This is a genomic window from Vibrio sp. 1288, assembly GCF_033344475.1.
This window is the reverse complement of record NZ_JAWPOX010000033.1, coordinates 1-15582: the sequence shown is the minus strand read 5'-3', so window position 1 is coordinate 15582 and position 15582 is coordinate 1. Positions and strand designations below refer to the sequence as shown.

The window sequence follows — 15582 nt, the reverse complement described above, 5'->3', positions numbered from 1 at the left end:
GTCAATGTATTTCTATTGGGCATGTTACTTGGAATGGCCGCTGGTCTGTTAGGTGGCTTTGCTATCTGTAAAAAAGACAATGTGAATAAAGGTTATGGTCGGGATAGTTAACTACAGCTCGCTGCCATTCGAAGAGCAGATTGCCTACTTTCGCAATAAGGTCAACGTTCCCACTGAGCGTTGGGCTGACATGTGGAAGCAGGCCCATGACCGCAGCTTTATCGTTGCTGGTGCAATGAAAGATGATCTGCTGGCAGATTTTCGTTCAGCGGTCGATAAAGCCATTAGTGAAGGCAAGAGTTTAAACTGGTTTAAAAGCGAGTTTAAACACATTGTTGCCAAGCATGGATGGGAGCATAACGGCCATGCGAATTGGCGTAGCCAGGTCATTTATGAGACCAACCTTCGCCAAAGCTACACCGCTGGCCGTGAGCAACAAATCGAGCAAATTAAACATCGCCGTCCGTATGGCATCTATAAACATTCCGGCTCTGAGCACCCGCGCCACGATCACCTGTCCTGGAACAACATGGTGCTGCCGCTGGATGACCCGTGGTGGAAGACGCACACCCCAATTAACGGCTTTGGTTGTAAGTGCAAAAAGCTCACTGCCAGCAAGCGAACCCTGGAGCGTCTTGGCCTCGAAGTAAGCCAGGCACCAAAGATTGAATATTATGATTGGGTGGACAAGGTCACTGGCGAAGTTCATCGAGTACCGAAAGGTGTTGATCCAGGTTTTGACTACACGCCCAAGTCCAGCGCAGAGTTAATCGAGAAGACCAAAACGCTCGTTCAGGCCAAGCCGCCTCTGGAAGAACGCTTACCAACGCGAGCGGTCGAAAGTGCATTTTCTACGGTTAAAGGGGTTAATGCTTCGGAAATCAGCCGCGTTCTTGAGCAAACAGCAAGCCCACAGCTCACTGCCTTTACTGAGTTCCTAAGCAAGCATGAAGTCAAAACTCTGGTACTCAAGCAGAGCGAACTATCTGGAAAAGCGAAAGGCCGGGCACTCGTCGAACCGATTGAAGAGTATCTGCAGTCGGGGCAAAGAGCGCCAATCCTGAACTTCTTTCATCGCAATGCCACACGAACCAATGGCTTTACCAGTAAGCACTGGAACCATGTGGTAGTCAAAGCGAAAAGCACAGATACGTTAAAGCGAGTCACGGCAGAACAACTAAGAGAAGCCATGGAACGCGCCATGGTTCTGAGTGCAACAAGCAAGCAATACAGTTTGTCTACTATAGTGAAAGCGATGTATGGAGACTCGGCAAGAGTGGTGAATACCTGGGCGCATGAGATGGGCCACCAAATCCACTTTAAAGCCGGTTCACCTGCAGCGCCTGTCGCTTATGGCATTACACAGTATTCCGAACAGAATGAATTTGAATGGTTTGCGGAGCACTTTGTAGTATGGCTGTTTGCGCCAGAGGCACTGAATGACCGCTATCCAGAAATCTTTAGCTTCATTACAGACACGGTTAACAAGGCGATTTAAAGTTATATTATGACAATCTACGAACAAGCACTCGAACTCACCAGACCGCCAGTGACTCTTGAAAACCTTCAGGAGTACGATGCGCTGCTGTCTAAAGCGAAAGGCGAAGAGGCGGATCGCATTGGTGATTTATACACGGTATTGATTAGCCACGCCGACCCTGAAGTTTATGAGCAGTATGTTTTGCTTTCGATGGGTGAAATCTAATGGCAGGTGTGAATTACACCCTTAAGTTTGAAGAGAAGGAAAAGCTGCAGCGTCGCTTTAATCAGCTTTTAAAGCAGGGCACCAGTCTGCAACCGGCCTTTCAAGATATTGGTGAAATGCTGTTGCTCAGCCACGACCAACGCTTTCGCGATCAAATTAGCCCCGATGGTGAGCCGTGGGCTCCGCTGTCACCAGCCTACCAGGCCAGAAAGCCCAAGCGTCAAAACGATATCTTAACCCTGAACAGTATCTTAAGCGGCAACCTCAGTTACATTGCCACCGGCTCGAACCTGTTCTTTGGTACTCCCCAAGAATACGGCGCAATTCACCACTTCGGTGGCAGTGAAGGTATGCGACCTGCCAATGCCGCAATTCCTGCCCGTCCCTGGTTAGGTGTGGATGAAGACGATAAAGCCGAAATTTACGACATCCTGTCTGACTTTTTACTCCAAGAATAAAACGCGCTGTAAGCGATTCTAAGCGTGTTAACGGCATAATTGGTGCAATGCCTCATATGATGGCGGTTAAATCCCAAATAAACAATTTTAAACGGGGTTTAAACACATAGTGTGAATTACGGTGGTGCTCATTTGGTTTCAACTTGATATGCTCTTGTAAACTCAAACGATAAAGGAAATATCAACATGACTAAAAACAACGATCAGAATAAACCTCAAATTAAAAAGCCATCCCATTCAAATACAGAATTTATTGTTGAGGAACTGTGGCGTCCAAAAGGTCAGGTGGATATCCGTGATGGGGTTCGAAGTGGGGAAAAAGAACGCGCGACAACAATCATGCAACGTACAGCTACGCCACCTAATCCAGATAAGAAATAGGATCGTCTATGACGGAACCAGCACAGAAAGATAAAGATAGACTTTGGAATTTGCGGTGGAACACCCAATTAGGAATTCGCTATCACATGCATCTTCAAAACTTCTATTCACGTATGCGCAGGTTTGTCACTGTTCTCTCCTTGATTAGTAGCTCCGCCGCATTCGCTTTTATTTTTCAGAACAATACAGAAGCTGCTAAATGGTTGGCTTGCGTTGTGGCGCTATCTCAAATCTTAGATTTGGTGTTCGATAGCAGTGGTAAGGCTCTGCTTCATGCTTCACTCAGACAACGGTATTTAGCATTAGAGGTTGAGTTGACTGGAATCAATCATATCGGTCTCGAACAAGAGAAAAATTTTAAACAAAAACAGGTGAACATCGAAATTGAAGAGCCGCCGATCATTGATGCGCTCCTCGATAAATGCCATAACGAACTAGCGAAAGTGCATGGCTTTAATGACCATCATGAAGAAGTCTCTATGGCTAGTCGCCTAAAAGCATGGTGGTATAGCTAACAGCAACCCTCGTGAATCTCAACTAACCCTGCATGCCCTTCACTATGGAGGGCATGAAAACACATACCTTTACACCTCACCCAATCGCACAAGCGGTACTCTCTGCCAACAAGGGCAATGAGCCGTTAGCGGTACTAACTGCCGATTTATCAACGCATGATGATGGTTGGTACCAGCTGCTGCCTGCTGGCAAGTTCAAAGCGCCTGATGGCCGACCTAGTGATACTGCAGACGGTCACTGGCATTTAGATGCTGATGGTGCACAAGCTTTTATCGCTGCGACCAAAGCGCTTCGCGATAAAGTCCTGATCGATTATGACCACCAAACCCTTTATGTCGAACAGACAGGCAAAAGAGCCCCTGCTGCAGCCTGGCTAACCGCCTCTACCGATATTGAGTGGCGTGAAGGTCAAGGTATCTACATCCGTCCTGAATGGACATCCAAAGCCCAGTCAATGATTGACGAGAAAGAGTATGCGTTTCTCTCGGCAGTTTTTCCTTACGACAAATCGGGCAAACCTCTCTATTTACGCATGGCAGCCATCACCAACGATCCTGGTATTACCAAGATGGACTCGGTCGCAGCGCTGGCAGCGGACTTCAATGTGCGTCTCTCTAAGAACGGAGTAGACGTAAATCTCTATGGCGAAACGGAGGATGCATTCGTGAACGAAGCACTCAAAAAGCTGTTAGCCCGACTGGGTATCACGGTCGACGGCGAACTCACTGATGAAATGGCAACGGCGGCGTTATCGGCCATCGATGCGCTGCAGACAAAAGCCGACAAGGTTGATGGTCTGGAAACACAAGTGGCAACGCTATCTGCACAAGATGGCAAGGTCGACTTATCCAAGTTCGTACCTATTGATGCTTACAACGGCGTAGTCGGTGAGCTGGCAGTCTTAAAAGCGGATTCAGACCAAACCAGCATCATCTCGCTAATCGATACCGCCAAGCAAGATGGCAAAGTGGTTGAAGCTGAAATGGCATACCTCACTCAGTTTGGTGAGCAGCAAGGTATTGCATCCCTCAAAGCGATGCTCGATGCGCGTCCAGCTATCGCGGCATTAAAAGCCACTCAAACCAAAGGCAAAAAGCCACCTAAAGAACAGGTCAATGAAGATGATCTAACCGAAACCGAAATGGCGGTGCTCAAAGCGACAGGCTTAACCAAAGCGCAGTACCTCGCCACCAAGCAAGAGGAAGCATAAATGAGCTCAGTTTTCGCACGTCGATCAGGTTTAAAAGGTGCCTACCCACTAGCGGCAGCTGCCGTGGTGATGGCCTGCACTCCAGTGTTTCTCACAGCAGGCTTAGCTGTACCGTTTGCTAGCGCAGATGGTACGTCCAAGTTTGCTGGTATCGCCACGTTTAACGCCGACAACAGCGCTGGCGCTGATGGTGAATTGAAAGTCGAAGTCGAGAAGCAACAAATCGCATTGCTTAACTCAGGCGACATCGATGACAGCCACGTTGGCACCACAGTGTACTTCAGTACAGAAAACAGCGTGTCCATTGATGCCGCTACCGCGTCACGCCCAACAGCGGGTGTGGTAAGTGAAGTCGATGGCGATTTGGTGTGGGTACAACCTGCAGTGGTATAGCGCTTAACGCGTGATCCTTTAGTGAATTAGTTCTCAGGAGAGAAAGATGAAAACAAGCGGAGCGAATCTCAGCGTTCTCTATACGGCGGTAAAGACCAACTTCCAGATTGGTCGACAAACCTATACCCAACTTTGGCCGAAAATCGCCACGTTAGTGCCGTCAACCACAGCCGTGGAAACTTATGCCTGGCTAGGTGAATTTACCCGTCTGCGTGAGTGGATTGGTGAGCGTCAAATCAACCGTATGAAAGCGCATGGCTACACCTTGGCGAACAAAAAGTTCGAAGGTACAGAAGCCATTGGTCGTGAGTACGTAGAAGACGATACCTATGGCGTGTTGATGCCGAAGTTCCAGGACATGGGCTACGCAGCAGCGACGCACCCAGACGAAATGACCTTTGCATTGTTGTTGGCTGGTTTTGACAACCTATGCTACGACGGTCAGAACTTCTTCGATACTGACCACCCAGTAGGTGATGAAGGCCAAGAAGCTTCAGTCTCTAACATGCAGGCAGGTGCTGGAGAGGCATGGTTCCTGTTGGATACTACGCGCCCTCTGAAACCGCTGATTTATCAGCAGCGCAAAGACTACAACCTGAATAACAAGACTGACGCCTCCAACAGTGATCACGTCTACATGATGGATGAGTTCCTGTATGGCGTTGATGCTCGTGGCAACTGGGGCTTTGGTTTCTGGCAGCAGGCGTTTGCCTCTAAAGCGGATTTAACCGATGCGAACTTCGATACCGCAATGGAAACCATGATGGGCTTTAAGTCCGACAAAGGTCGTCCTCTGGGCATCATGCCGAACCTGTTGATTGTTGGTCCATCGAATCGCAGCGCGGCGAAGAAAGTCGTCGAAGCGGAAAACAAAGCACAGGGTGAAAGCAACACCAACTTCAAAGCGGTGGAAGTGCTTGTGGTGCCTTGGTTGCCGTAAGTCAGATTTAAGCTGGCTTAGTCACCTTTGCCAGCTTTCCTTTTGTCATTGAATTATGGAGAGCTTATGTCATGGCTGAAAAAACTCTTATCGCCTCTTTGGTTAGTGTCATTTGTCACGCGCATACAGGTTATCGCCGTGCAGGCATGGCGTTTTCTAAAGGGGAAAACACCCTCAAACCTGATTCCATTACCCAAACTCAGCTGGCTCAGCTTAAAGCCGATCCACGACTTAAAGTCACTTTGGCTGAAGATGCGCTTTCAAGTCCCACGTCTAATGAGCCAACGGGTGGTAACCAATCCGACAGCGACCTGGGCGATAGCGCTCTTCCTGCCAATCTAGTCGAAGCCATCCAGCGACTCGACCCAAGCAACACTAAGCATTTCACCACAAGCGGTAAGCCAACCACGGAAGCGCTGAGTGAACTGATGCAAACCAAAGTGTCTGCTGCGCAGCGTGATGAAGCCTGGGAGCTTATCCAAGAGAGCGACGTGCCTCTTGCTGATGAGTCTGACGACGAAGAAAAAGGTGAGTAACCGATGAAGTACTGCACTCGTGACGACATGATCACTCGCTTTAGCATCGAAGAGTTGATTGAGCTGACGGACAAGGACGGTAGCACAGGTGCCATTGTCGATGCTGTTCTTGACCAAGCCATTGCCGACGCGAGTGCCACTATTGATGGTTACATTGGAGGCCGCTACCAACTGCCATTGTCTAGCGTGCCTTCCATTTTGTTGCGCATGGCTTGCGATTTGGCTCGCTACTTCTTGTATGACGACCAACTGGGCGATGAGCACCAAGTCACCAAGCGCTATCGAGATGCGATTGAATACTTGAAACAAGTGGGTAACGGCAAAGTACAACTGGGTATTAATTCCAATAGTGAACGTCCAGCGCCGACCAGTACCGCGCAGATGGTTTCATCTGGCAGTGTCTTCTCTCGCCAAAACAGCAAGGGCTTTATCTGATGGACAGCGATTTAATTCAACTCACCATTGAGCGACTTAAAGACCAAAGTAACGGCAAGCCGCCTTGGATCGATGTGAAAGAAATTGATTCGCTCACTCAGCTGCATGAGAAGAAGTCCGCGCTGCTAAGAACGCCAGCCTTGTTTGTGTTTTTGGTCAGTGACAGCCCTAAGCCCGATGTACGTGGCAGTGGGCTGTACCTTCAAGACTGCGTAGCCACGGTTGGCGTGGTTATCGTTACCAAAAGCACCAACAGCAAACCAATAGACTGGCAGCCGCTGCGCAAAGAACTTCGCCAGCGTCTGTTTGGTTGGACACCGGATGATGAATATGAGCCTTTCTGGTTAGGACCAGGACGACTTATGGGCATCTCAAACGGTCGAGCAGATTGGTTCGACCAATTTATTACTGAATACACAGAGGATCAGAATCGTTATGGCTCGTAAAGAACGAAAAAAAATTCTCGCCTTTGCTGTGGAATCCACCTATGGCGTTGATGCCATTGCTGCTGGTTCTCCTCAATATTTGCTTGGGCGTGAGTTCTCCATTACTCCGATGGCTGGTGAATCGCAGTCACTGGAATATGACAACGGCCAGCTCGGTAACTCACAACAGATTGTGACCGAGTTGTATGTCACGCTGGAATTTACCGTCGACCTGTCGGCGAGCAGTGCTGTCGCTACCGCTGCACCTTATGCGGATTTACTCTCAGCCTGTTTGCGTAAGACCGAGACCGATGTTGCGGAATGTCGTTATGTGATCGATGAAGACTCGACAGAATCCCTTACCTTTTATTTCTACCAGTCCGGTGCACTGCATAAAGTCACGGGCGCTCGTGGTTCGATGTCCATCAGTGCCCAGGCGAAAAACTTCGGTGGTATCAAGTTCACCTTCAGCGGTCTGTTTAGCCCGGTTGAGAGTGCCGTATTACCTGCGGCGAACTTCGATGTCTGGCAGACCCCACTCAAGATTGGTGTGCAAAACTCCTCGTTCGCCATTGATGGTACGCCACTCAAGATGATTAGCCTCGAATATGACCAGGCAAACTCAGTGGTGTATCAGGAGTACGTTGGGCACGAAGAGATCATCATTACGGACTACGCACCAACGGGAACCATAGTCATTGAAGCGCCAGACCAGACAACGTGGGATGCATTTGCGAAAGCCGAGGCAGGGGCAACGCACAGCATTACGTTTGCCAATGGTCCGGTAGGTAACCAGGTCGAGTGGTCCAGTTCACAAGTGCAGTTAGGCCGTCCGACCTATGGCGAACAAGATGGCACTCAAACCTTATCGATTCCACTTATCCCAATCGGCAATGTGGATTTAATCACCACGCGTTAAACACCGTTTAAACGCATTTAACTGACTGTTTAAAGGAGCACTCCATGTTTAAAGTTCAAAAGGAACGCCTTGTTAAAAACTGGCCTGCCAAGGTATCGGTGGCCGTCGATAATGGCAAGGTTGAAACCCACGACATTACGCTCGATTTACTCCTGCTCGATGTCGAACAAAGTGACAAAGTCCTGCGCTATTTCAAAGATGACATTAAGAAGGTTGTCAAAGGCTGGTCTGGTATCGGTGATGCTAATGGTGAAGTGATGGAATTCAACGCTAAGAATTTGAATATCCTGATTGGCAACCCAGCATTTGTTAAAGCGGTTGTCGATGCGTACTTGCAGGCTAACTCAGGGCAGGCTGCAGAAAAAAACTCATAGAGGCGGTGCGCACATTGATGCGCCGCCGTAATGCCACCAAAAGAGATGAAGACAGCTGGGAAGAAGAGTTAGCACTGTGGGGTGTGCAGGATATTCAGGACGCCCACGATGAACCCATTGAACTATGGGAAGAGCACCTAGACGTGGTGCAGTGGTGGTTTTCTATTCCCGGTTTTCTCAAGTTTAACGGCGCGGTATGTCTGGGTATGGATGTGCTGGCCGTTAAAGCCGATATGGAGTTGTCTGACTCCACTTACTCGCCAGAGCAATATCAGAAGCTCAAAGTGATCGCCCGAACCTTGGCCGAGGAGCTGACCCAACGTGAACAATGATCTTAAATTCACCCTGCGCTTTGACGCTGAAAACAAGCAGTTTATCGGTCAGGTAAAACAAGCTGGCACTGCTGTTAATCAACTCGGTGGTGATGCGGGCAAAACACAAGGCAAGCTCTCTGGGCTTAGTCGAGAGTCCGACAAGCTCACCGGTGAGATGGGGAGCCTGAAAAACCAGGTGCTCGGTTTAGCCGGTGGATTCTCTGCTCTGTTTGCTGCCCAGCAAGCCAAAGACTCATTAGCGCAATACCAGGATATCCGCACTCAAATAACCGCTCTCGTTGGCGGCCAACAAGAATGGATTGAAACGGAGCAGTATCTCAATCAGGTTTCTGAAGACCACAATAAAACACTCATCGCAATGGCGGGGAATTACGCCAGGTTAGCGAGTCTCCAAGAAGCTGGGTTGCTTACCCAGAATCAAGTCCGAGATATCTTTGAGGGCATGAGTAACGTACAAAGCCAAACTGGTGCTACGACAGATCAGCTTGGCAACTCGATGTACGGCCTGTCGCAAGCACTTGCGTCACCAATTGTCCGAGCTGAAGAGTTAAACCAGGTGGTTGAGCCGATGCCAGGTTTATTGAATAAACTCGATAAAGCGGCAGGGCTTGCCTCAGGTGGTTTCCGTCAGATGATCGTCGACGGGCAGGTCACAAGCCAGTTTTTTAAAGAAACATTGATAACGGCTCTCCAAGACTACGATGGTGCAGCCGCCAGAACGGCAGACAACGTCAGCGCGAAATCGGCAGAAATGGCCCGTACTTATCAACAGGCCGTGGTGGCGTTTGAGCAACCTATCTCTGATTCCTTCACCGTATTCGCAGAAAGCAGCGCAGGCGCATTAACGTTACTTGCCGAGAACGCTGACTTGGTAACCACGATTGTGGGTGTGTCCATGTCTGCTGCGATGGGCCGAGGTGCAGCTGCCGTATACGTACTCACAACAGCAAAACTTCAAGCTATTGCGGCAACGCATAAACAAGAACAGGCCAACTATGCTGAGTTGAAATCTCTGGCAGCCAAACAGCAAATTGAAGTTCGTTACCTTGAAACGCTTCGCCAGTCGAATAATCAAAAGTTTCGCGCTATCGGGGCAGAGTCTCAATTAACTGCAGCTCGTCAGCGCCTGGTGACGACGACAGGTGCGCTTGCCGTAGCACAAAGCCGTCTGAATATCGCTAGTCGTGCTGGATCTGCGTTATTAGGAATTTTGGGTGGCCCAGCTGGTATTGCCATGATGGCGGCAGGGGCTATCGGTTATTTTGCGTTGTCCAATTCAGATGCTGCAGACGAAACAGGGCGTTTCTCCGAAAGTATTGAATCCTTGCTTGGTCAAATGGATAAGCTCGAAGCCAAGAGACTTAATCAAGGTATGGCCGAGCGCATGGCCAAGCTTACTGAAGTTCAACTAAAAATTGAGACGCTCAATAATCAGCGCGGCACGAACAAAATAGAACAACGCAACAAGCAGCTTGCGGAGTTAAGAAGCGAAGAAAGCCAGCTACGTAAAGAGATTATCAGTCTTGAAGAAGAACTCGACGAAATTCGAACTCGACCACTCGATAAGCCTGACCCCGAAGATCTTCAAGACGAGAAGGTAACCGAATCTGCCAATAAGATGCTTGCCAACCTGCAGAAGCAAAATGCGCTTTATGGCCAAACGACCCACGCAGCAAAGCTTAAGTATGAATTGGAGCACGGTTCTCTCAAGGGTATCAATGAAGAGTTAGCTAAAAAGCTAATGCTCGAAGCGCAATCGCTCGACGCTAAAGAAGCGACTAAAAAGGACAAGAAAGACACTGCCGCCATTGATGCGTTTTACGCTCAAACAGACGAATTAGAGAATGCTTGGTTGCAAAGGCTAGCGATTGAATCTGATTACGAAAACAGAGCGGTTATCCAGGAGCAATACGCCTATCAGGCTCGCTTGGATGATATGGAAGAACACTATCAAAAAGCGGTTGCTAATGCGCAAAACAACCAAGAAACACTATCTGAGCTGAAACAGGAGTATCGACTACAGCAGGAGATCGCGGAAGCCGACCACCAAACTCGATTACGAGAAATAGAAAACGAGATTCAAGAGCAACGAGAAGAAGATAATCGAGGCTTTTGGGAGCGTTATCTTGAATCAATGCAAAGCAATCTGATGAATGTCGACCAGTTGGCCGCAAACACGATAGATAGCTTTTCTTCCGGGATGGGGACAGCTTTCGAGCGAATGTTGTTTGACTCAGAGAATCTGGGTGATGCCATGACTAATTTGGCCGATGGTATGAGTCGAAGCTTTGTCAATGCTTTAGGTCGTATGGCTTCAGAGTGGCTTGCTTATCAGCTGGTGCAAAAGCTTGTTGGGATGGAAACGGCGACTGCGAGTGCTATGGCCGTGTCGACGCAAGCGCAGGCTATGTCGATGATGGCTGGTTTAAACGCCTACGCCTCTACTGCAGCAATACCAATTACTGGTCCATTAATGGCTCCAGGAGCAATGTCATTAGCACTAACTGCCACTGCTCCTATGGCTGCGTCGGTATCAGCACTAGCTTTTAGTGGAATTCTAGGCCAAGCCCACGATGGTATTAACAGCGTACCAAGAGAGAACGAGGGTACTTGGCTACTCAAAGCAAACGAGATGGTACTTAACCCAACTCAGGCCGATAACTTCCGCTGGATGGTCGATATGATGCAGCAGATGAAAGCCATGATGGGAGCTGCGATGACTGCATCTGTTGGTGCTCCAGCGGCGAACGACAATGCGGTATCAGTCAATGTCTCTGGCGTTGACCGTTCTGACAATAGCTCGACTAACAATGTTGGAAGTGATTTATACCTCACCCTCAATCTGGTTGAGGATGCTTCTCGTGCCGGTACTGTGGAGCAGTCCAGTGATGGTGATATGACCACCTTAGATATCAAGGTCGCGAAGCTAATGCAATCGTCATCCACGCAAACCGCTCAGGTCATGCAAACCCGATTCAGGATACAGCAATATGGCAGTTAAGTTCTCATACCCTGAAGGGCTACCGCGACCACTGCTCACCGATATGAGCCTGAACCAGTCCACAGGCGTATTGGTCACTGAGTTTAGCACTGGACGAAAGCGAGCAAGAAAGCTACCGAACCGTCCATCGGAAATGAAAGCCACCTGGAAGATGAAAACCAGCATGGCAAATTTATTTGAATCGGCTCTGGATAACTGGCTGCTCGGTCGCTGGTTTTTAATGGACATTAAAACGCCGTTTAGCGATGACCTGCAGCAATGCGAAGTGTTAATCACCCAAGACCCTAGAGACAAGCGTAAGCCAGTCAATGCCAAGTTCTGGGAGTACACAGCAACAGTTCAGATCAAGAAATTGCCACAAATGGACGAAGGCGCCCTGCTGGATGCCATGTATGCCCCGAACACCTTTGCTGAGCTAATAGAACAGCTCGAAACCACCATGATGGAGTTACCTTAATGTCACGTAGTTTTCCTGATTTACTAATTTCTTTTGAAGAGGCAGTGGAAGCGCTCAAAGTTAAACTGAGTCAGGATCCGGCCAGCTCAACCATTTATAACGGTGAGTACATCCAGTCTCTCGCAAAAGACATCGAGGACCGATGGGCCGCAATCAGCGCGATGGTTAAAGGGCGAGCCTCTTTTGAAACCAAAGCCGATCTTTTGGCTTCTGGTGCGCCGCCAGCTGGTCAACTTCTGGCTGAGGTTTGGCGAGACTCGACACTGACCAATAATGGCCTGTATGGCTGGACTGGTTCTGCTTGGGAAAAGTCAAACTATGATGCGGTGGAAGTGCTTGGTGAGCGTATTACCGCCGAAGAAGAGCAAACTGTAAACTTTAAGACGCTTATCGATTTGGATGATGAACCTTATCTTGAAATCACCGCGGAAGATGGTTCAGTGTTGGCGCGACTTGATGAAAATGGCGTTCATGTGCCTGGGACATTATCATCTGATTGTGTATCAGCGCGACGACAAGATGGCAGTCGCTCTGCTTGTTTTATTGGTGATGAAACCATTCCATTAGAGTTTGTAGCAGAAGATGACAGCACCATCGCAAAGGTTGGTTTATTTGGTTTTGAGTCCAAAGAATTGACTGCACAACACTTGAATCTCCGCTCGGACGCTCAGGGCGACATGTCGCGTGTGATTTCCGATTCTATCCAGGGTAGTGGTCTGCGAGAAATTAACCACATGATTTTGCTGGGTCGTTCACTTGCAGTAGGCCGTGGTTTTACTCGGTATCGCAACACTCGCTATAAAAACGGACGCGCGACACTGAAAGCAGACGGTGATGTTAATGGTGTTTCTGTCAGTAAAATAGTTGGATTTCAGGATTTTAATCCGACCGGCCCAACTACTGATGGTGAGCGATATCATTATGTTGCCGCTGACCATGTCATGTCGCTCCTCGAGAGGAAAAAGCGCATCGACCCTATGCAAATAGGGACAAAATTCATGGTCAGTCTAGTTGCGTATGGTGGTACGGAGATTGATGGATTAATCTCTCTCTGCCCTCCAAATGTTGAACATCAAATTGCAACGGCAAAAGAAACGTTCGAGGCGCTGGGATATAAATACCGCTTTGCTGGGTTTTCCTTGACTCACCGCGATGATTACAATTACACAGCGCAAGAGTATCACGACAAGTTCGTTGAGTTTATTTCGCTTTGTCGCGAGGCTGCGGGAAACGCGACTGGTGAATCACCTCATGCAATTCCGGTTTTTGTTGCGCCTTGGGGTTACAGTGGTATTAATCCCTATGATTGCGCTCAGTCTGTAGCAATTGAAAACGACGAGAACCTGCATAAATTTGGTATTGTCGCCAGTGGCCAATCTGCGCAGGACCCTGATGGCGCGGGCGTTCACCCGTCAGGGCATGGAACCATGGAAGTGGGAATGCAACTTGGTCGCAGTTGGTATAAATACTTTATTGAAAATAAAGACCCGTCAGGACTGAAGCCGATATCAGTCACTGCCATTGGCAACAAGATCACAGTAAAAACTAACCGCAACAACTTGGTGGTTAGGACAACCAATGCTGTAGGCACTACCGATAGATATACTGATTCGAATTCCGCTACGCTTGGTATGATTATCACCGATACGCCCCCTCTAGCCGCCACATTTAATGAACCGACAAAAATAGCCATTACCAATATAAATCTAGTTAACGACTCCATTGTGATCACCGCCGCATCCACCATCCCAGACGGTTACTATTTGGGCTGTTCAGGCTCTGAAATTGCACACAACTTAGATTCAAATGTATACGCAGAACAAGATTCCGATGGCGTAGAGCTTTCTGCCTATGACTCAATGACAATGTTTTACGAGGAGATAGTATGTCAAGGTTAATTATTAGAGGGTTACCAAGCTACGCGCCGGGGTTAGGGTATGGCTCGAGCATTATTCCGCCAGTCTTGCCGAGCACAGACAACTTAATCAAAGCCGCGTTTTTTGGTAGCGCCTATGCAAATCAAGAAGATACGCAGTCGATAGTGTTTAACCCTGATTTATCATCATGGCCTGCGTGGATGCAGAACCAGAACAATCACGTAAAACTGGACAGTATTTCAGGAGATGCCAAAGTGCCATTAAATGGTTTTTCTGAACTCGGTGGCGATTCAACCTATTTTGTGTTTGGTCAGGTAATTAAAGATCAAGCTGATAAAACTATCGCTAAGTTTATTTCTGGTACACGGTATTTTGAAATGTCCATGCGAACGTACACCTCAAATGACGTTCAATACCATATTCCTAGTGGCTATTTAAACGCTACGGATTCCACGCGCGTAAATGGTGATAGCGGTTCATACATAACAAGTTGGGTGCTAACTGAGCCTGCTCTATGGGTCATGGTAAAGGACGCCACTAATAATCAAGCGCGGGGCTATGCGTTCTCTGGCAATCAGTTCTCATCCGACGGAGCGGATGCCGTCATCGACGGAACTGGTGTCAGTCCAGCGCTATTTATTGAGGGTGGTGACATGCCACAGCGTATGCTGATGTCAGTCGGTCAGTATGACAAGGCGCTAACCGCGCAGGAAGTAAATGACCTATGGCTCGGATTAAAAGCCACGATTGAGTCGGCTAATACGCCATGAAAAGCATAGACGTTAATCAGTGAACTAAGGTCGGTCCTATGTCTCAAGCCCTAAAACAATACCACGCCAGTGCTGGCCCTGATGACAAGCTCATTACTTTGCAATTATCCTCGACTGCCTTTGAAACCCGCTATTTGGTTTCGGCGTTTGAGGATGTCACTGCCGCCCTGGAAGATGCCACTTTGGTGACTTTCGAGGCGTATGGGTTGTCAGTGAGCCTGCCTAAGTCGGCCACGGGTGCCGAAATGGAGCTGCAATTCGGTCTCGATAACGTCACCGGTGAAGCGCGCCAGCTGATAGAGTCGGCGCGCCAATCCGGCGCGGATGTGTTTATTACCTTGCGCGAGTATATGGCCTCGGATCTAACGACGCCCGCTTCCAAACCGATAAAATTCAAAGCCACCAAAGCGGCGACCACACGCACCAATTGCTCGGTTTCCGCTGGTATCGGCTATCTCAGCAACAGCGCCTGGCCCCGCCCCCGATTTACCGTCGAGTACGCCCCTGGTCTGGCGACCATATCGTAACGATTCAAAAGGTTTTCTATGAACGCAGAGGAAATTATCAGCGTGGCGAAGCGCGTCCCGTATTTACCGGGCGGCCGCGATCTGGATGGTTGGGATTGCTATGGCTCTGTGCGTTGGCTCTATCACCAATTCACAGGTGTGTTGATGCCTGAGTTTCCCGCGATCAGCCACAAAGAATCCATGAGTACCCAGCGCGCGGCGTGGGCTGTGCATGACTTTGTCGAAGAGTGCAAGTTTCAGCCCCTTGCCCTGGCGGCGCAATACAAAGGCCGCCGTTGGGTCCATATTGGTTTGGTGCTGCCTGACCGCCGCATCATCCACGC

At 48.9% G+C, this 15582-nt stretch carries 20 protein-coding genes; all 20 read left to right on the top strand.

Annotated features, from left to right (window positions below):
* Nucleotides 1-94: 94 nt before the first annotated feature.
* Nucleotides 95-1498 carry a phage minor head protein gene (locus R8O11_RS19780; protein ID WP_318194374.1) on the top strand — a complete coding sequence of 468 codons (1404 nt, stop codon included), beginning with the start codon at nucleotides 95-97 and terminating at the stop codon, nucleotides 1496-1498.
* 9 nt (nucleotides 1499-1507) lie between these two features.
* Complete coding sequence (locus R8O11_RS19775) at nucleotides 1508-1705, top strand: hypothetical protein (RefSeq protein ID WP_318194373.1); 198 nt, start codon at nucleotides 1508-1510, stop codon at nucleotides 1703-1705.
* Nucleotides 1705-2163 carry a phage virion morphogenesis protein gene (locus R8O11_RS19770; RefSeq protein WP_318194372.1) on the top strand — a complete coding sequence of 153 codons (459 nt, stop codon included), beginning with the start codon at nucleotides 1705-1707 and terminating at the stop codon, nucleotides 2161-2163. The genes R8O11_RS19775 and R8O11_RS19770 overlap by 1 nt, the downstream gene beginning before the upstream one ends.
* A gap of 186 nt (nucleotides 2164-2349) precedes the next feature.
* Nucleotides 2350-2544 carry a hypothetical protein gene (locus R8O11_RS19765; RefSeq protein ID WP_318194371.1) on the top strand — a complete coding sequence of 65 codons (195 nt, stop codon included), beginning with the start codon at nucleotides 2350-2352 and terminating at the stop codon, nucleotides 2542-2544.
* 8 nt (nucleotides 2545-2552) lie between these two features.
* Nucleotides 2553-3059 carry a hypothetical protein gene (locus R8O11_RS19760; protein ID WP_318194370.1) on the top strand — a complete coding sequence of 169 codons (507 nt, stop codon included), beginning with the start codon at nucleotides 2553-2555 and terminating at the stop codon, nucleotides 3057-3059.
* Between the two features lie 53 nt (nucleotides 3060-3112).
* On the top strand, nucleotides 3113-4270 hold the full coding sequence (locus R8O11_RS19755; RefSeq protein ID WP_318194369.1) for a phage protease: 1158 nt from the start codon (nucleotides 3113-3115) through the stop codon (nucleotides 4268-4270).
* The gene (locus tag R8O11_RS19750; protein WP_318194368.1) at nucleotides 4271-4663 is read left to right on the top strand and encodes a hypothetical protein; all 393 of its coding nucleotides are present in this window, start codon (nucleotides 4271-4273) and stop codon (nucleotides 4661-4663) included.
* 46 nt (nucleotides 4664-4709) lie between these two features.
* The gene (locus R8O11_RS19745) at nucleotides 4710-5603 is read left to right on the top strand and encodes a Mu-like prophage major head subunit gpT family protein (protein ID WP_153645810.1); all 894 of its coding nucleotides are present in this window, start codon (nucleotides 4710-4712) and stop codon (nucleotides 5601-5603) included.
* A gap of 71 nt (nucleotides 5604-5674) precedes the next feature.
* The gene (locus R8O11_RS19740; protein WP_318194367.1) at nucleotides 5675-6139 is read left to right on the top strand and encodes an HI1506-related protein; all 465 of its coding nucleotides are present in this window, start codon (nucleotides 5675-5677) and stop codon (nucleotides 6137-6139) included.
* 3 nt (nucleotides 6140-6142) lie between these two features.
* Nucleotides 6143-6574 carry a DUF1320 domain-containing protein gene (locus R8O11_RS19735; protein ID WP_318194366.1) on the top strand — a complete coding sequence of 144 codons (432 nt, stop codon included), beginning with the start codon at nucleotides 6143-6145 and terminating at the stop codon, nucleotides 6572-6574.
* Complete coding sequence (locus R8O11_RS19730) at nucleotides 6574-7020, top strand: hypothetical protein (protein ID WP_065297113.1); 447 nt, start codon at nucleotides 6574-6576, stop codon at nucleotides 7018-7020. The genes R8O11_RS19735 and R8O11_RS19730 overlap by 1 nt, the downstream gene beginning before the upstream one ends.
* Nucleotides 7010-7918 carry a hypothetical protein gene (locus R8O11_RS19725; RefSeq protein ID WP_318194365.1) on the top strand — a complete coding sequence of 303 codons (909 nt, stop codon included), beginning with the start codon at nucleotides 7010-7012 and terminating at the stop codon, nucleotides 7916-7918. The genes R8O11_RS19730 and R8O11_RS19725 overlap by 11 nt, the downstream gene beginning before the upstream one ends.
* A 44-nt stretch (nucleotides 7919-7962) precedes the next feature.
* The gene (locus R8O11_RS19720) at nucleotides 7963-8292 is read left to right on the top strand and encodes a hypothetical protein (RefSeq protein ID WP_318194364.1); all 330 of its coding nucleotides are present in this window, start codon (nucleotides 7963-7965) and stop codon (nucleotides 8290-8292) included.
* Between the two features lie 17 nt (nucleotides 8293-8309).
* Entirely contained in the window at nucleotides 8310-8624 is a 315-nt protein-coding gene (locus tag R8O11_RS19715) for a hypothetical protein (RefSeq protein ID WP_318194363.1), read from the top strand.
* Complete coding sequence (locus tag R8O11_RS19710) at nucleotides 8614-11628, top strand: tape measure protein (protein ID WP_318194362.1); 3015 nt, start codon at nucleotides 8614-8616, stop codon at nucleotides 11626-11628. The genes R8O11_RS19715 and R8O11_RS19710 overlap by 11 nt, the downstream gene beginning before the upstream one ends.
* Nucleotides 11618-12085: a hypothetical protein gene (locus R8O11_RS19705; RefSeq protein WP_318194361.1), complete on the top strand. Its 468-nt coding sequence runs from the start codon at nucleotides 11618-11620 to the stop codon at nucleotides 12083-12085. The genes R8O11_RS19710 and R8O11_RS19705 overlap by 11 nt, the downstream gene beginning before the upstream one ends.
* Nucleotides 12085-13983 (top strand): hypothetical protein, encoded by a 1899-nt coding sequence (locus tag R8O11_RS19700; protein WP_318194360.1) that lies wholly within the window; start codon nucleotides 12085-12087, stop codon nucleotides 13981-13983. The genes R8O11_RS19705 and R8O11_RS19700 overlap by 1 nt, the downstream gene beginning before the upstream one ends.
* Nucleotides 13971-14732, top strand: a complete 762-nt coding sequence (locus tag R8O11_RS19695; RefSeq protein ID WP_318194359.1) for a hypothetical protein — start codon at nucleotides 13971-13973, stop codon at nucleotides 14730-14732. Before R8O11_RS19700 ends, R8O11_RS19695 begins: the two co-directional genes overlap by 13 nt.
* Nucleotides 14733-14770: 38 nt before the next feature.
* Nucleotides 14771-15259, top strand: a complete 489-nt coding sequence (locus R8O11_RS19690; RefSeq protein ID WP_318194358.1) for a DUF1833 family protein — start codon at nucleotides 14771-14773, stop codon at nucleotides 15257-15259.
* Nucleotides 15260-15277: 18 nt separating this feature from the next.
* On the top strand, nucleotides 15278-15582 hold a 305-nt coding region (locus tag R8O11_RS19685; RefSeq protein ID WP_318194357.1), incomplete at its 3' end, for a hypothetical protein.

Bases quoted from the DNA above. Each gene is read 5' to 3' on its own strand.
- R8O11_RS19780 (WP_318194374.1), top strand. From the start codon at position 95: ATGGTCGGGATAGTTAACTACAGCTCGCTGCCATTCGAAGAGCAGATT.
- R8O11_RS19775 (WP_318194373.1), top strand. From the start codon at position 1,508: ATGACAATCTACGAACAAGCACTCGAACTCACCAGACCGCCAGTGACT.
- R8O11_RS19770 (WP_318194372.1), top strand. From the start codon at position 1,705: ATGGCAGGTGTGAATTACACCCTTAAGTTTGAAGAGAAGGAAAAGCTG.
- R8O11_RS19765 (WP_318194371.1), top strand. From the start codon at position 2,350: ATGACTAAAAACAACGATCAGAATAAACCTCAAATTAAAAAGCCATCC.
- R8O11_RS19760 (WP_318194370.1), top strand. From the start codon at position 2,553: ATGACGGAACCAGCACAGAAAGATAAAGATAGACTTTGGAATTTGCGG.
- R8O11_RS19755 (WP_318194369.1), top strand. From the start codon at position 3,113: ATGAAAACACATACCTTTACACCTCACCCAATCGCACAAGCGGTACTC.
- R8O11_RS19750 (WP_318194368.1), top strand. From the start codon at position 4,271: ATGAGCTCAGTTTTCGCACGTCGATCAGGTTTAAAAGGTGCCTACCCA.
- R8O11_RS19745 (WP_153645810.1), top strand. From the start codon at position 4,710: ATGAAAACAAGCGGAGCGAATCTCAGCGTTCTCTATACGGCGGTAAAG.
- R8O11_RS19740 (WP_318194367.1), top strand. From the start codon at position 5,675: ATGGCTGAAAAAACTCTTATCGCCTCTTTGGTTAGTGTCATTTGTCAC.
- R8O11_RS19735 (WP_318194366.1), top strand. From the start codon at position 6,143: ATGAAGTACTGCACTCGTGACGACATGATCACTCGCTTTAGCATCGAA.
- R8O11_RS19730 (WP_065297113.1), top strand. From the start codon at position 6,574: ATGGACAGCGATTTAATTCAACTCACCATTGAGCGACTTAAAGACCAA.
- R8O11_RS19725 (WP_318194365.1), top strand. From the start codon at position 7,010: ATGGCTCGTAAAGAACGAAAAAAAATTCTCGCCTTTGCTGTGGAATCC.
- R8O11_RS19720 (WP_318194364.1), top strand. From the start codon at position 7,963: ATGTTTAAAGTTCAAAAGGAACGCCTTGTTAAAAACTGGCCTGCCAAG.
- R8O11_RS19715 (WP_318194363.1), top strand. From the start codon at position 8,310: ATGCGCCGCCGTAATGCCACCAAAAGAGATGAAGACAGCTGGGAAGAA.
- R8O11_RS19705 (WP_318194361.1), top strand. From the start codon at position 11,618: ATGGCAGTTAAGTTCTCATACCCTGAAGGGCTACCGCGACCACTGCTC.
- R8O11_RS19700 (WP_318194360.1), top strand. From the start codon at position 12,085: ATGTCACGTAGTTTTCCTGATTTACTAATTTCTTTTGAAGAGGCAGTG.
- R8O11_RS19695 (WP_318194359.1), top strand. From the start codon at position 13,971: ATGTCAAGGTTAATTATTAGAGGGTTACCAAGCTACGCGCCGGGGTTA.
- R8O11_RS19690 (WP_318194358.1), top strand. From the start codon at position 14,771: ATGTCTCAAGCCCTAAAACAATACCACGCCAGTGCTGGCCCTGATGAC.